The organism is Mycoplana rhizolycopersici, assembly GCF_013378445.1.
GTDB lineage: Bacteria > Pseudomonadota > Alphaproteobacteria > Rhizobiales > Rhizobiaceae > Mycoplana > Mycoplana rhizolycopersici.
The window spans coordinates 37,601-51,228 of sequence record NZ_JABXYK010000004.1 but is presented as its reverse complement, the minus strand read 5'-3'; the positions used below and the strand labels follow the sequence as shown (position 1 = coordinate 51,228).

12 protein-coding genes and 1 riboswitch are annotated in these 13,628 nt (G+C 63.9%); of the genes, 2 read left to right on the top strand and 10 right to left on the bottom strand.

Features of this window, described 5'->3' with window-relative positions:
* Nucleotides 1-10: 10 nt before the first annotated feature.
* The 7 genes from HV823_RS07600 to HV823_RS07570 all read right to left on the bottom strand — a co-directional run bounded on the left by HV823_RS07600 (nucleotide 11) and on the right by HV823_RS07570 (nucleotide 6,791).
* The gene (locus HV823_RS07600; RefSeq protein ID WP_246300966.1) at nucleotides 11-1,018 is read right to left on the bottom strand and encodes an ABC transporter ATP-binding protein; all 1,008 of its coding nucleotides are present in this window, start codon (nucleotides 1,016-1,018) and stop codon (nucleotides 11-13) included.
* Nucleotides 1,011-2,108, bottom strand: coding sequence for an ABC transporter ATP-binding protein (locus HV823_RS07595; protein ID WP_176949123.1), 1,098 nt, complete (start codon nucleotides 2,106-2,108; stop codon nucleotides 1,011-1,013). The genes HV823_RS07600 and HV823_RS07595 overlap by 8 nt, the downstream gene beginning before the upstream one ends.
* 3 nt (nucleotides 2,109-2,111) lie before the next feature.
* Nucleotides 2,112-2,318 (bottom strand): hypothetical protein, encoded by a 207-nt coding sequence (locus HV823_RS07590; RefSeq protein WP_176949122.1) that lies wholly within the window; start codon nucleotides 2,316-2,318, stop codon nucleotides 2,112-2,114.
* Complete coding sequence (locus HV823_RS07585) at nucleotides 2,315-3,268, bottom strand: carbohydrate ABC transporter permease (RefSeq protein WP_176949121.1); 954 nt, start codon at nucleotides 3,266-3,268, stop codon at nucleotides 2,315-2,317. The genes HV823_RS07590 and HV823_RS07585 overlap by 4 nt, the downstream gene beginning before the upstream one ends.
* On the bottom strand, nucleotides 3,265-4,212 hold the full coding sequence (locus HV823_RS07580; RefSeq protein ID WP_425487646.1) for a carbohydrate ABC transporter permease: 948 nt from the start codon (nucleotides 4,210-4,212) through the stop codon (nucleotides 3,265-3,267). The genes HV823_RS07585 and HV823_RS07580 overlap by 4 nt, the downstream gene beginning before the upstream one ends.
* A gap of 101 nt (nucleotides 4,213-4,313) precedes the next feature.
* Entirely contained in the window at nucleotides 4,314-5,639 is a 1,326-nt protein-coding gene (locus HV823_RS07575) for an ABC transporter substrate-binding protein (RefSeq protein ID WP_176949119.1), read from the bottom strand.
* Nucleotides 5,640-5,888: 249 nt separating this feature from the next.
* Nucleotides 5,889-6,791, bottom strand: coding sequence for a LysR family transcriptional regulator (locus tag HV823_RS07570; protein WP_176949423.1), 903 nt, complete (start codon nucleotides 6,789-6,791; stop codon nucleotides 5,889-5,891).
* An 80-nt stretch (nucleotides 6,792-6,871) separates the two neighbouring features.
* Between HV823_RS07570 and HV823_RS07565 the strand changes: the two genes are divergently transcribed.
* Nucleotides 6,872-7,633, top strand: coding sequence for a sulfite exporter TauE/SafE family protein (locus HV823_RS07565; RefSeq protein WP_246300964.1), 762 nt, complete (start codon nucleotides 6,872-6,874; stop codon nucleotides 7,631-7,633).
* Between the two features lie 58 nt (nucleotides 7,634-7,691).
* Here the strand turns inward: HV823_RS07565 and ribB are convergent, their stop codons facing one another.
* From ribB to HV823_RS07550, 3 genes are all read right to left on the bottom strand, one after another.
* Nucleotides 7,692-8,333 (bottom strand): 3,4-dihydroxy-2-butanone-4-phosphate synthase, encoded by a 642-nt coding sequence (ribB, locus tag HV823_RS07560; protein ID WP_176949118.1) that lies wholly within the window; start codon nucleotides 8,331-8,333, stop codon nucleotides 7,692-7,694.
* 116 nt (nucleotides 8,334-8,449) lie between these two features.
* Nucleotides 8,450-8,598: riboswitch (FMN riboswitch) on the bottom strand.
* Between the two features lie 112 nt (nucleotides 8,599-8,710).
* Nucleotides 8,711-10,069 (bottom strand): sigma-54-dependent transcriptional regulator, encoded by a 1,359-nt coding sequence (locus HV823_RS07555; RefSeq protein ID WP_176949117.1) that lies wholly within the window; start codon nucleotides 10,067-10,069, stop codon nucleotides 8,711-8,713.
* Nucleotides 10,066-11,919, bottom strand: a complete 1,854-nt coding sequence (locus tag HV823_RS07550; RefSeq protein ID WP_176949116.1) for a sensor histidine kinase — start codon at nucleotides 11,917-11,919, stop codon at nucleotides 10,066-10,068. Before HV823_RS07550 ends, HV823_RS07555 begins: the two co-directional genes overlap by 4 nt.
* Nucleotides 11,920-12,141: 222 nt before the next feature.
* Here HV823_RS07550 and HV823_RS07545 point away from each other — a divergent pair, with 222 nt between their 5' ends.
* Nucleotides 12,142-13,473: a dicarboxylate/amino acid:cation symporter gene (locus HV823_RS07545; protein WP_176949115.1), complete on the top strand. Its 1,332-nt coding sequence runs from the start codon at nucleotides 12,142-12,144 to the stop codon at nucleotides 13,471-13,473.
* Nucleotides 13,474-13,628 lie beyond the last annotated feature (155 nt).

Below are 13,628 nucleotides of genomic sequence, written 5' to 3'. Positions count from 1 at the left end.
CTGGACACCTTCACGTGAGCCGCTGCCCGCCGGCATCGAAATAGAGCGGGTTGCGAAGTTTCAGATCAATCCGGTCGCCCCGGCCGATGGCAAGATAGGGATCGGCAAGCGTCACCAGCTTGTGCTGGCCGACCTTGATGTGCAGGTGGTTCTGGTCGCCGAGGTGTTCGATCCAGTCGATCTCGGCATTGCCCTGCCCGGAGCGAACGATTTCCAGATGCTCCGTGCGGGCACCGATCGTCTTCGTGCCAGTCGGCGCGCTGCCACCGGGGAGCAGGCCCTCCGGAATCAGGTTTATATGCGGCTGGCCGAGCCGGGCGGCGACGTGGAGATTGGCCGGGTTGCTGTAGATTTCCCGGGGCGTGCCGATCTGCACCAGCCGGCCCCCGGCCAGGATGCCGATCCGATCTGCCATCGTCATCGCCTCGACCTGGTCGTGGGTGACGTAGAGCAGCGTCGAGCCGATCTCGTTCTGGATGCGCTTCAACTCGAGACGCAATTCGCCGCGCAGCTTGGCATCGAGCGAGGACAGCGGCTCGTCCATCAGATAGATCGCCGGCTTGCGCACCAGCGCCCGGCCGATCGCCACGCGCTGCATCTCGCCGCCGGAAAGCTTGGTGGAGCGGTTTTCCAGCTTGTGGTCGATGCGCACCATCTTCGCCACCTCGCGAACGCGGGCATCGATCTCGGTCTCCGGCAGCCGACGCGCGGGCGAGCGCAGCGGGAAGGCGAGGTTTTCATAGACCGTCAGATGCGGATAGAGCGAATATTGCTGGAAGACGAAGGCGACATCGCGGCTTGCCGGTGCCTCGCTGACTACGTCGCGGCCCGCGATGCTTACGCGGCCGGCATCCGGCTTCTCGAGACCGGCAATCAGGCGCAACGTCGTCGTCTTGCCGGACCCGGTCGGGCCGAGCAGCACGACGAATTCCCCGTCGCGGACGGTCAGATTGACATTGCTGAGGGCCTGGGTTTCGCCGAAGGCCTTGCTGATGTCGGTAAGCGTGACTTCAGCCATGACGGGCCTCCGCATAGAGGGACGAGGGGACGGCCTTGCCCGAGGCGCAATCGAACAGCGACAGCTTCTCGCTGTCGAGCTCAAGCCCGACCGTCTCGCCGATGGCAAAACCCCGGTTCGCCGCAACGCGCGCCTTGACCATGCCCTGCGCCGTCTCGACCGAAACGATCTGGTTGGTGCCGAGATACTCGCTGCCATAGACTGCGCCGCGCAAGGGAGCGCCGTCGCTGAAGCGGACATGCTCGGGGCGGACGCCAAGGGCGAGCTCGCCGGGCTCGCGCGCGGCATGTACCTGCGGTACGCGGATCGCCACCTCGCCGACCGTCACGCTGGTCGCACCGTTCTCCAGGCCCGAGCGGAAGCGCAAGAAATTCATCGGCGGCGAGCCGATGAAATCCGCGACATACATCGAGGCCGGGCGGTTGTAGATCTCTTGCGGCGTGCCGTACTGCTCGATGACGCCGTGGTTCATCACCGCGATCTTGTCGGCCATGGCCATCGCCTCGTGCTGGTCGTGGGTGACATAAACCGTGGTCGCGTGGATGCGGTTGTGCAACTCGCGCAGTTCATGCACCATCACCTCGCGGAACTCGGCATCGAGTGTGCCGAGCGGCTCGTCCATCAGGAAACATTTCGGCCGCCGCACGATGGCGCGGCCGAGCGCCACGCGCTGTCGGTCACCGCCGGCAAGGCCTGAGACCGAGCGGTCGAGGATATGGCTGATCTGCAGGAGCCGAGCGGTCTCCTCGACGCGCTTTCTGATCTCCGCCTTCGGCACGCCTTGCGAGAGCAGAGGGAAGCCGATGTTCCTGCGCACGTTCATATGCGGATAGAGCGCGAAGAGCTGGAAGACGAAGGCGATGTCGCGTGCACTCGCCCGGTTGAACGTTACGTCCTCGCCGTCGAGCAGGATCTTGCCGCTGGTCGGCAACTCAAGGCCTGCGATCATGCGCAGCGTCGTCGTCTTGCCGCAGCCGGACGGGCCGAGCAACGCCAGGAACTCGCCGTCCTGCACGGTGAAGGTGGAATCCTCCACCGCGGCGAAATCGCCGAACTGCTTGCGCAGGTTTTCAACCCTGATCTCCGCCATTGCCTACTCCGGAAACTTCGAGACGACGATGAACATGAGGGTGCCGGCGAGCAGCGTCACCAGCGACCAGGTGTAGAGCACCAGCGCAAACGGCTGGAACAGCATCAGGAAACCGAGCGCGATCAGGCCGGTGGCGATATTTTCCATCGGTCCGCGGCGGAGGAAGAAGGGGCGTTTTCTCTTGGTGGTGATTGTGGATTCGATCGTCATTTGCGCACCGCTCCGAAGGTGATGCCGCGCAAGAGCTGCTTGCGGAGCAGAATGGTGAAGACCAGGATCGGGACGAGGAAAATCGTCGTACCGGCGGCGACCGCGGGCCAGTCCATGCCGCCCTCGCCGATGATGGTCGGGATGAACGGCGGTGCGGTCTGGGCGGAACCGGATGTCAGAAGCACCGCGAAGGCATACTCGTTCCAGGCGAAGATCAGGCAGAAGATGGCGGTGGCCGCGATACCCGTCGTCGCCTGCGGCAGCACCACCTTGCGGAAGGCCTGCAGGCGCGTGTAGCCGTCGATCATCGCCGCCTCCTCGTATTCGCGCGGGATCTCATCGATGAAGCCCTTGAGCAGCCAGACGGCGAGCGAGACGTTGACCGCCGTATAGAGCAGGATCATGCCGAGTGCTGTGTCGGACAGGCCGAGCTCGCGGTACATCAGGTAGATCGGGATCGCGACGGCGATCGGCGGCATCATCCGCGTCGACAGGATGAAGAACAGGAGATCATCGGCGAGCGGCACGCGGAAGCGCGAGAAGCCATAGGCCGCGAGCGTGCCGAGAAAGACGGCGAGGAAGGTCGAGCCGAAGGCGATCACCATGGAATTGGTGAAGCGCGGCCAGTAGTTCGAGGGGCCGGCGATCACCATGTTGCGGCTGCGGGTGATCTCGTCGCAGGTTGATTGAGGCGGACCGAGCGACTGGATGTACTCCGGCGTCTGGCGCGTGCGGGTGGTGAAGAGATTGCAATAGCCCTCAAGCGTCGGCGTGAAGACGAGCTTCGGCGGGTAGCTGATCGAGTCCGGCGGCGACTTGAAGCTGGTCATGAAGATCCAGGCCAGCGGCACCATGGTGACGATCGCATAGAGCACGACGATGATGCCGGCGATGCGCTTTGTCGTTGCACTCGGCTCGACGACGGAATGGGCGGAGGTGGCGTTGCTCATCTCTGCTTCACTCTGTTCAGTGCCTTGACGTAGATATTGGCGAGCCCGAAGACGGCCACGAAGAGGATGATGGCGAAGGCGGATGCACGCCCGGTCCGCCAGCTCTCGAAGGCCTCGCGCTTGAGTGTGATCGAGGCGACTTCCGTGGTCGAGCCGGGTCCGCCACCGGTGAGCAGCATCACCATGTCGAACATCTTGAAGTTCTCGATGCCGCGGAACAGCACCGCCAGCATGATGAAGGGCAGCGCCATGGGGATTGTGATCGACCAGAACTGCCGCCAGGCCGAGGCGCGGTCGACCTCGGCCGCCTCGTAGATGTAGTCGGGAATGGAGCGAAGGCCTGCCAGGCAGATCAGCATCACGTATGGCGTCCACATCCAGGTATCGACGATGATGATCGACCAGGGTGCCAGCGACACCGAGCCGAGCATCTCGAAGGAGGACGGCGGCACGCCGGTGATGAATGAAACGATATAGTTGAACAGCCCGATCTGCGGCTGGTAGAGGAACCGCCAGAAGTTGCCGACCACCGCCGGCGACAGCATCATCGGAATCAGGATGACGGTCGTCCAGAAGGCATGGCCGCGGAACTTGCGGTCGATCAGGTAGGCGAGCGAGAAACCGATCAGCGTCTGCAGCAGGATCGTCCAGAAGACGAAATGCGCCGTCGTCTGCATGGCGATCCAGATGTCGCTATCCGTCAGCACGCGCTGGTAGTTCTGCAGTCCGACATTCTCCAGGACCGCATTCGGCCGATTGGCGCGATAATTGGTGAAGGAAAGGCGGATCGCCCAGATCAGCGGGAAGATGTTGATGGCGAGAAGAAGCGCGATCGTCGGCGTGATGAAGAGCCACGCGATTGCGCGGTCGGAAAGGCCGCCGATGCGCCGGGCGAGCGATGCCGGGGTCGAGGCCGCGGCCCGTTCCGGCTCCTTCTCCAGAATTGTCGTATCGGAATTGATCACGGACTTTACCTTGAAGCTCGGAGGAACGTGCTTGCGGCGGGGCCGCCCGGATTGCGCCGGACGACCCCACCGGGAGGAAATCAGAGTTTCCCTTCGTCCTCGAAGATCTCGGTCCAGTCCTTGACCAGCCCGTCGAGCGCCTCCTTGGCGGTGCCCTGGTCGGCCACGACATAGTCGTGGAACCGCTTCTGCGCCGACTGAAGCAGGATGGCGTAAGCCGGCTCCTGCCAGAAGTCCTGCACCTGGTTCATGGCAACGAGGAAGTCGGCGGCAAAGGGCTGACTGTCCTTGAAGGAGGGGTCGTTCAGCACGTCGTTATGCACCGCATAGCCGCCGAGCTGCCACCACTTCTTCTGCACTTCGGGCTGGGCGAACCATTTGATATAGGCCAGCGCGCCGTCCATGTTGTCGGTGTTGGCCACGACCGAGATGCCCTGGCCGCCGAGCGTCGAGGCTGCGGTCGCCTGCTTCGGGTTGACGAAGAAGCCGATCTTGTCGCCGCCGACGTTCTCGTCCTTGGCAAGGCCGGGGAAGAAGGCGAACCAGTTCATCGCCATCGCCGCCTGTCCGGATTTGAACGCGTCGAGCGTCTCGCCCATGTAGGCGTCGGTATAGCCCGGAGGCGTGCAGCACTTGTAGAGCTCCTTGTAGGCCTCCAGCCCCTTGATCGCACCCTCGGAATTGACGGCACCTTCCATGTCGTACTTACCGGTGGTGTTCTCGTACTTGAAGCCATAGGGATAGAGCGCCTGCGTCGCGCCCATGGTGATGCCTTCCGAGGCCCGCTCGGTGAAGATCGCCGCGCCATAGACCTTCTTGCCGTCGATCTCCTTGCCGTTGAAGAACTTGGCGGTTTCCAGCAGTTCGTCCCAGGTAGTCGGCGGGGCGAGGTCGCGGCCGGTCGCGGCCTTGAATTCAGCCTGGATCTCCGGCTTGCTGAACCAGTCCTTGCGGTAGAACCAGGCGTTCGCATCGCCCATGGCCGGCAGTGCCCAGTAGTTCGGCGTGCCCTTCGGCCAGGTCGAATAGGCATTGACGGCGGCTTCGGCGAAGTCGCTCATCTTGATGCCTTCCTTGTCGAAGAAGTCGTTTAGCTTGACGTAGTAGCCGTTCTCCGCCGAGCCGCCGATCCACTGGCTGTCGCCAATCAGGAGATCGCAGAGCTTGCCGCCGGAATTGAGCTCGTTGAGGATGCGGTCGGCGAAGTTCGGCCACGGCACGAACTCGAACTTCATCTGCGTGCCGGTCTGCGCGGTAAAATCCTTCGACAGTTCCACCAACGCATTGGCCGGGTCCCAGGCGGCCCAGCAGAGCGTCAGTTCGTCAGCCTGCGCCAGGCTCGGCAATGCCGTCGAAAGGCCGAGCGCCATCGTTGCCCCGAGAAGGGGTCTGCACATCGTTTTCATGAAATCCTCCCAGATTCGAAAGGAAGCCCCACGCCGCCCTTCGGAAAACTCCCTGCACCTCCATGCCCGGCACGGCCCTCACTCTGCCATGTTGAGCAATATGTTTAGTGATACGCAAATCACTCAACATGGCAAGAGACAATCGTCGCTGCACCGCAGCGTCAGACGCCGCGATGTCGGGGACCCACTGATCATGTGAGAGGGACGATATTGTTTAGTTAACCCGCTCCGGCCCGGCGGCGGATTTGACTATCCACCGCGCGAAGAGCGCGAAAAGGCTGCGAGATGCTCCACGAGATCCAAGGCGGGGGCTGCCGGTTTCTCCTGCGAGAGAGTGCAGACCGCAAGCCGGCGAACTGCCCAATCGTCCGTGAGCCGGACGATTGCCAGCTTTGGTGTTCCGCGATGGCGGCGCGCGGCCGTCTCGGGGACGATGCCAAGGCCGACGCCTGCCGCCGCCATGCGGCCAATGCCTTCGAAATTGGCCACGCGCAGGCGCATCTGTAGCCTGTATCCCGCTTTGGCGGCCTGCAGTTCGATGTGATCCTGCAGCGCGCCGCTGGCAAGGCCGACGAAATGCCGATCAATGATCCGCGAGAAGGAAAGTGCCTTTTCCGCAGCGCAAGGATCGTCCGGCGCTGCGACCACGACCAGCCGGTCGACGGCGAACGGCCGCAGCGTGAGACCCGACGTATCGACGGCATCGGAGAGGATACCGATCTCCGCAAAGCCCGCCCGCACCGCACGGGCGATCTCGTTGCTTTGCCGCTCCTTCAATTCAACATCGACCCGCGGATGCGCCGCCATCCACGGCGCGAGGCGCGCCGGCAGCAGTTCCGCCACCGCCGCCGTGTTCGCATGCAGCCGGATCGTCGTACGCAGGCTTGCCGCGTGTTCGGCAAGCTCGCCGCGCATCTGCCCCATTTGGCGGTGGATAAGGCGGGCGTGATGGGCAAGCGCCTCACCCGCCCTTGTCGGCAACACGCCACGCCGCCCGCGCTCCAGAAGTGCTACGCCGCCATCGGCCTCCATGTCTCTCAGGCGTTCGCTGGCGGCAGACAGCGAAAGGCCGCAGTCCACTGCCCCACGGGTAATGCTGCCAGCGTCCACCACGGCGAGAAACAGCTTGAGGTCAATCAGGTCGAAGCGCATGAGCGGCAGCATAATGCAAGCCCAGCCTTCGGACTAGCCGAAGGCTAACTGCGGTTCTTCCGCATTGCAGGGCGGCTGGAATGCACTATCCACAATGCATGACCGTCGATCCGCGCTTCCTCCCTGTTGTCGCCTTCATCACGTTCGTGGTCGCCGGGTTCGTGAAGGGCGTCACCGGCATGGGGCTGCCCACCGTGGCGATGGGACTGCTGGGAGCGCTGCTCTCCCCGCTTGCCGCCGCCGGATTGCTGCTGGCTCCCTCTTTGGTCACCAATATCTGGCAACTGGCAACAGGTCCGGGCTTCGGCCCGTTGTTTCGACGTTTCCGGGGAATGTTGGCGGCAATTGTCATCGGCACATCGGCCGGATCCGCGATGCTGGCAAGCGGCGATACGGACGCCACCACAAAGGCGCTGGGCGGCGCACTGGTTGCCTATGCGGGCTATACACTGTTCGTTCGGCCGATCCGGGTGCCGGAAACGTGGGAGAGGCGGCTGTCGCCGGCGGTAGGCCTTGCCACCGGCCTCGTCACGGGTGCAACCGGCGTCTTCGTGATCCCGGCCGTTCCCTATCTCCAGTCGCTCGATCTCGGGAAGGACGATCTCGTCCAGTCGCTCGGCCTCTCGTTCACCGTCTCGACCGTCGCTCTGGCTGCCGCTCTCGTCTGGCGGGACGCTTTCCGCCCCGACAATCTGGCGCTTTCGCTGCTGTCCGTGGTTCCCGCACTCGCCGGCATGTGGCTCGGCCAGCGCATCCGCGACAGGGTCAGCCCGCGCACGTTCCGCCTGTTCTTCCTGCTCGGCCTGGCACTTCTCGGCGCCGAAATGCTGCTGCGGCCGTGAATAGGTGAGCGTCGCCCGCCGCCGCGTGCCGGCGGGCAGAGCTTCCGGTCAGCGTGCCTCAGGCCACCGAACGGATCTCGACGTCGGCGGCTTCGGTCCGCCGGCGATAGGCGATCAGGTCTTCGATCGATACAAGAAGAAGATTGTGCTTTTCGGCAAACACCTTCAGCTGCGGCAGGCGCGCCATGGTGCCGTCGTCGTTGGCGATCTCGCAAATCACCCCGGAAGGCGCAAGTCCCGCCAGGCGGGCGAGATCGACGGCAGCCTCGGTATGGCCGGGCCGGCCTAGCACGCCGCGCGGATTGGCCCGCAGCGGGAAGATGTGGCCCGGTCGCGCGAAATCCTCCGGCTTGGATGCCTCGTCCACCAGCGCGAGGACTGTCGCGGCGCGCTCGGCGGCCGATATGCCGGTCGTGGTGGTCGGAAGGTAGTCGACCGACACCGTGAACGCCGTCTTGTGGGAATCGGTATTGTTGGGAACCATCAACGGGATGTCGAGCGTATCGAGCCGCTCGCCTTCCATCGACACGCAGATGAGGCCGCGTGCGTGGTTCATCATGAAGGCGATCGAGGCGGGGGTAACGGTCTGCGACGCGATGACGATATCGCCTTCGTTCTCCCGGTTCTCGTCGTCCACGACCACAACCATCTCGCCGCGGCTGATCGCTGCGATTGCATCTTCAATATTCGAAAGCGTCATTTCCATAGCCTTTCAAGGGTCCGCCAGCGAACTGGCTGTTTTTCACCGCTCGCAAGCGAGCGAAAATCCCTTGGGCGAACAAGCATGGGCAGCTCTCACACGGAAAGCGCCTGCCGCGTTGCTCTCTTCCATCCGGACTATACCGTCGGCTCCGGCCTCTCACCGGATCTGCTGACCCTCCGGCTGTGGACCGGAAGCGCTCGCGGGCTCCGGGATTTCTCCCGATACCGCCGGTGGGGAATTACACCCCGCCCTGAGAACCCCCTATAGATAGATCCAGACAGCCACCTATTGCAAGAGCGTGCGCGTGCGGGGCACGGCAAAAGCATGCCTGCCGCGGTGAACACAGCGTTCAACCAGCATGTCCGCCGGCGTTTTCAGGACGCCTTGCCGGAGAAGTCGCTGCGAACGATACCGTGCCGCTGGAGTTTGTCGTAGAACGTCTTGCGCGGAATGCCGAGGGCGGCGATGGTCTGCTGTACGTTGCCTTCGAACGAGCGCAGCGTCTCGCGAATGATCTTCGCCTCGTAACTTTCGAGCCGTTCGGGAAGGGTCGCCGGCGGCCCATCGCCGGAGGCCGGCGCATTCGCTGCGGCAGCCGCAGGTTCGAGGCCGAGGACGACACGCTCGGCGAAATGCGAAAGTTCCCTCACATTGCCGGGCCAGGCATGCTCGGCCAGATGCCTCGCCGTCGCCGGCGAAAGCTTTGGCACCGCACGCCCGAAGCGCCGTGCGGCACGCTCGGCGAAATAACTGAAAAGCAGCGGCACGTCCTCCCGCCGCTCCCGCAATGGCGGAATGGTGACGGCGACCACGTTGAGGCGGTAGTAGAGGTCTTCGCGAAAGGTCCGGCGTTGCGATGGATCGCCGAGATCGACCTTCGCGGCAGCGACGACGCGCAGGTCGACCGGCCGGACCTCGTTGGTGCCGAGCGGCGTGACTTCACGCATTTCGAGCACGCGCAGCATCTGCACCTGAGCCGAGAGCGGCATGCTTTCGATCTCGTCCAGGAACAGCGTGCCACCGCTCGAATGCTCGATCCGTCCGACCCGCTTCTTCTGGGCGCCGGTAAAGGCGCCGGGCTCGTGGCCGAAGAGCTCGCTTTCGATGATCTGCTCGGGCAGGGCCCCGCAGTTGAGTGCCACGAAATTGCCGCCCGACCGGCGGCTCCAGTCATGCAGCAGGCGGGCAACGACCTCCTTGCCGCTGCCCGTCTCCCCGGTCACGAGCACGTCGACATCCGTTTCCGCGATCTGCCTCAGGGTCTGGCGAAGGCGCTCCATGGCCGGGGTCTGGCCGATCAGTGGAAGATCGTCGCCGGCGGCATTCGCAGCCTCGCGCAGGCGGCGGTTCTCCATGACCAGCCGCCGCTTCTCCGCCGCGCGGCGGACGCACTGGTTCAGTTGCTCGGCCGGAAAGGGCTTGGCGATGAAGTCGTAGACGCCGTCGCGGATAGCGTTCACGGCCATCGGGATATCGCCATGGCCCGTCACCAGGATTACCGGTATCTCCTCGTCGATCGCGCGAATGCGCTGGTAGAACTCCAGGCCGTCCATGCCGGGCATGCGGATGTCGGAGACCACGACCCCCTCGAAGCCGGCATCGATCGCCGGCAACGCCTTTGCAGCGGAGGGCAGCGGCACAACGTCGAACCCTGAGAGTTGGAGCGTTTGCGCGGTCGCCCGCAGCAGGTCCCGGTCGTCGTCGACGAGCATCACCGGTGTTGAGGCGCTCATTTTCCAGCCTTTCGCAAATGTACGCGGAAGCGGGCTCCATCCGCGCCGCTCTCCACCTCGATGCGCCCGCCATAGTCCGCAACGATATCCTTGGAGATGATCAGGCCGAGGCCAAGACCCTTCTCCTTGGAGGTGTTGAAGGGCTCGAACAGAGCGTCGAGGATTTCCGGCGCAATGCCGGGACCGTTGTCTTCGACAGCGACCACGGCTTCGTCGTCCGTCAGGCGAACGGTGACGCCGACGCGCCCGTCCGGCTGATCCTCCACCGCCTCCAGCGCGTTCTGGAAGAGGTTGATGAAGACCTGCTCGAGCCTGAGCCGGTTTCCCATCACCTCCAGACCAGGCGGCGGCATTTCGATTGCAAGACGCTCCAGGCGTCCGGTGAAGCGGCTGCGCAGAAGCATCACCGCACCGTCGATAACGTCCGCCAGAGCAACGGGCGCGGCCTCCGCGCGGCCTTTGCGCGCCAGCGCCTTGAGGTCGGCGGTTATCGCACCGATCCGCTCCGTCAGACCGGCGATCAGTTCGAGGTTTTCGATCGCCGGCGCGGTCTGCTGCCGCTCAAGGAAAACCTTCGAATTGTCGGCATAGGCGCGGATGGTCGCGACCGGCTGGTTGATCTCATGGGCGACGCCGGCGGCGACCTGCCCGAGGATCGCCAGCCGGTTGGCATGGACGAGATCCTGCTGCACCGTCTGCAACTGGGCCTCGGTCGCCCGGTGACCGGAAATCTCCGCCTGCAGCCGATCGCGTGCGAGACTGAGATCGGCGGTGCGCTCGACCACGCGCCGTTCCAGATCTTCGCGCGCCCGCTGCTCGCGCTCGCGCGCCGCGATCAACCCCTCTCGCCGGCGCAGCCATATCGCGGCCGCAAGCAGCAGACCGCCAAGCCCGAGAACGGCGGCAAGCCGCGCCTCCCTCTCGGCGGCTGCAACTGCGGCATCGATCGGAGCCAGATACTCGAACTGCCACGGCGTGGAAGCCACCGGGGCGACGAGCCGAAGGTAATCCTCCTCCTTGCTCCCCGGAAGCACGGTGCGCACCACGCTGGTTGCGTCTCCGAGCCGCTCGACCTCCGCGAAGGGCAGAGGCACCAATGGTGCCTCGCCGAACTGCAGGCTCCGGCGAATGGCTGCCAGCCGCTCCGGCGGCAGCGGCACTGTCGTCATGAAACGCCAGGATGGAATGCTCGTGATCAGCACCACATTGTTTGCGTCGGTGACGTAGGAGGGGCGCTGCGTGTCGCGCCAGTCGCTTTCCAGCTGGTCGAACTCCATCTTGACGACGACGACGCCGAGTGGCGCCTCGGCCGGGCCGACGCGATGGGAAATGTAGAGCCCGGGGCGCTTGCTGATGTTGCCGAGCGCGAAATGCTCCGCCGTCCCCTCCTTCATAGCCTTGGAAAAGTATTCACGGAAGGAGTAGTCGACGCCGACGAAGCTCGTCGGCTCGCGCCAGTTGCTGGCGGAAATGGCGACGCCCGTCGTGTCGATAACGTAGAGCACCGACGCGCTGGTCCCGACCACCAGATCCTCAAGCTTGCGGTCCAGCGCCTGTCGGCTGGCCGCGTCACCGGAGGCCAGGGTTTCCTGCACGTCACGGTCGAGCGACAGGACGAAGGGCAGCGCGCGCGGGCGTTCGAGCACGGCCCGCAGCAGGGAGATTTTCAGGTTCGCTTCGGCACGTCCCTGCGCCTCCAGCGAGGACAGGGCTGAGGCCCGTCCAAAGATGCCCGCGAAATGGACCGTCGCCAGGAAGAGAACGAGCGCAACCAGCGCAAAGAGCATCCAGGGCCGCCTGACCCACAGGCCCGACCCGCCGGCGAACACGGATGAAGTGGCCTTGGTCATCCTTCATCCCGAGCATAAATCCGCACATTTCTCAAGATATTTTGAGCGACATTCCGCACACTGCCGCGCAAGCCGGCACGCCTTCAAGGCTATAATATTGTTTATATCCAATACCTTACAACAAAATTATGGCATCTGGCACGCCGCTTGCTGACCTCCTGACCAAATCAGAGATCCGCCCCGGGAAGAGCCAATAGTGGTGAGGGCACGAAGGAGGACATCATGAACATTGCATCTGTAACAGAGGCGCCGCGCGCGCCGCTGCCTTTCTACCGGCACCTCTATTTCCAGGTCATCGTCGCGATCATCGCCGGCATGCTCGTGGGCCACTACTACCCGGAATTCGGCGCCGGCCTGAAGCCGCTCGGCGACGCCTTCATCAAGCTGGTGAAGATGATCATCGCGCCGGTGATCTTCCTGACGGTTGCAACCGGCATTGCCGGCATGTCCGATCTGAAGAAGGTCGGCCGAGTCGCCGGCAAGGCGATGATCTACTTCCTGACGTTCTCCACGCTGGCACTCGTGGTCGGCATGGTGGTGGCAAACGTCGTCCAGCCCGGCGCCGGCATGAACATCGATCCGGCGACCCTGGATGCCAATGCGGTATCGACCTACGCCGCCAAGGCGCATGAATCGACGATCACCGGCTTCCTGATGAACGTCATCCCGCAGACGATCGTCGGCGCATTCGCCGATGGCGATATCCTGCAGGTGCTGTTCTTCTCCGTCCTGTTCGGCATCGCGCTCGGCATGGTCGGCGATCACGGCAAGCCGGTCGTCGACTTCCTCCACGCGCTGACCGCGCCGATCTTCCGGCTGGTGGCGATCCTGATGAAGGCTGCACCGATCGGCGCCTTCGGCGCGATGGCCTTCACCATCGGCAAGTACGGGATCGGTTCGGTCGCCAACCTGGCTTTCCTGATCGCGACCTTCTACATCACCTCGCTGCTGTTCGTGTTCGTCGTGCTCGGGGCGGTCGCCCGCTATAACGGCTTCTCCATCGTGGCACTCATCCGCTACATCAAGGAGGAGCTGTTGCTCGTGCTCGGCACCTCCTCGTCGGAAGCTGCCCTGCCAGGGCTGATGCAGAAGATGGAGCGCGCCGGCTGCAAGCGCTCGGTTGTCGGCCTGGTGATCCCCACCGGCTACTCCTTCAACCTCGACGGCACCAACATCTACATGACCCTCGCAGCGCTCTTCATCGCGCAGGCCGTCGGTATCGACCTGTCGATCGGCGACCAGATCCTGCTGCTGCTCGTCGCGATGCTGAGCTCCAAGGGTGCTGCCGGCATCACCGGCGCCGGTTTCATCACGCTCGCTGCGACGCTTTCCGTCGTGCCGTCCGTTCCCGTCGCCGGCATGGCGCTGATCCTCGGTATCGACCGCTTCATGTCGGAATGCCGGGCGCTGACAAACTTCGTGGGCAACGCCGTCGCGACCATCGTCGTGGCCCGCTGGGAAAACGAACTGGACGTGGAAAAGCTCAACGAGGCACTGGCAGGGCACCCGGCCGAAGAGCAAATCCCTGCCCCCGCGCTGCAACCGGCAGAATAATTCCTCCCAAGGAAGACCGGCCGCAAGGCCAGAAAGAAAGCCCGCCTGCACAGGCGGGCTTTTTTGCGAACCGGGCAAGGCATTGGCGTAAGGCGTTGTTTTTGCGCGGCGCCGGCTGAATGCCGCTTCGTTTGTTAAGCTTTATACGTTAACGG

Coding starts and splice junctions, on each gene's coding strand:
- HV823_RS07600 (WP_246300966.1), bottom strand. CDS start 1,018: ATGGCTGAAGTCACGCTTACCGACATCAGCAAGGCCTTCGGCGAAACC.
- HV823_RS07595 (WP_176949123.1), bottom strand. CDS start 2,108: ATGGCGGAGATCAGGGTTGAAAACCTGCGCAAGCAGTTCGGCGATTTC.
- HV823_RS07590 (WP_176949122.1), bottom strand. CDS start 2,318: ATGACGATCGAATCCACAATCACCACCAAGAGAAAACGCCCCTTCTTC.
- HV823_RS07585 (WP_176949121.1), bottom strand. CDS start 3,268: ATGAGCAACGCCACCTCCGCCCATTCCGTCGTCGAGCCGAGTGCAACG.
- HV823_RS07575 (WP_176949119.1), bottom strand. CDS start 5,639: ATGAAAACGATGTGCAGACCCCTTCTCGGGGCAACGATGGCGCTCGGC.
- HV823_RS07570 (WP_176949423.1), bottom strand. CDS start 6,791: ATGCGCTTCGACCTGATTGACCTCAAGCTGTTTCTCGCCGTGGTGGAC.
- HV823_RS07565 (WP_246300964.1), top strand. CDS start 6,872: ATGCACTATCCACAATGCATGACCGTCGATCCGCGCTTCCTCCCTGTT.
- ribB (WP_176949118.1), bottom strand. CDS start 8,333: ATGACGCTTTCGAATATTGAAGATGCAATCGCAGCGATCAGCCGCGGC.
- HV823_RS07555 (WP_176949117.1), bottom strand. CDS start 10,069: ATGAGCGCCTCAACACCGGTGATGCTCGTCGACGACGACCGGGACCTG.
- HV823_RS07550 (WP_176949116.1), bottom strand. CDS start 11,919: ATGACCAAGGCCACTTCATCCGTGTTCGCCGGCGGGTCGGGCCTGTGG.
- HV823_RS07545 (WP_176949115.1), top strand. CDS start 12,142: ATGAACATTGCATCTGTAACAGAGGCGCCGCGCGCGCCGCTGCCTTTC.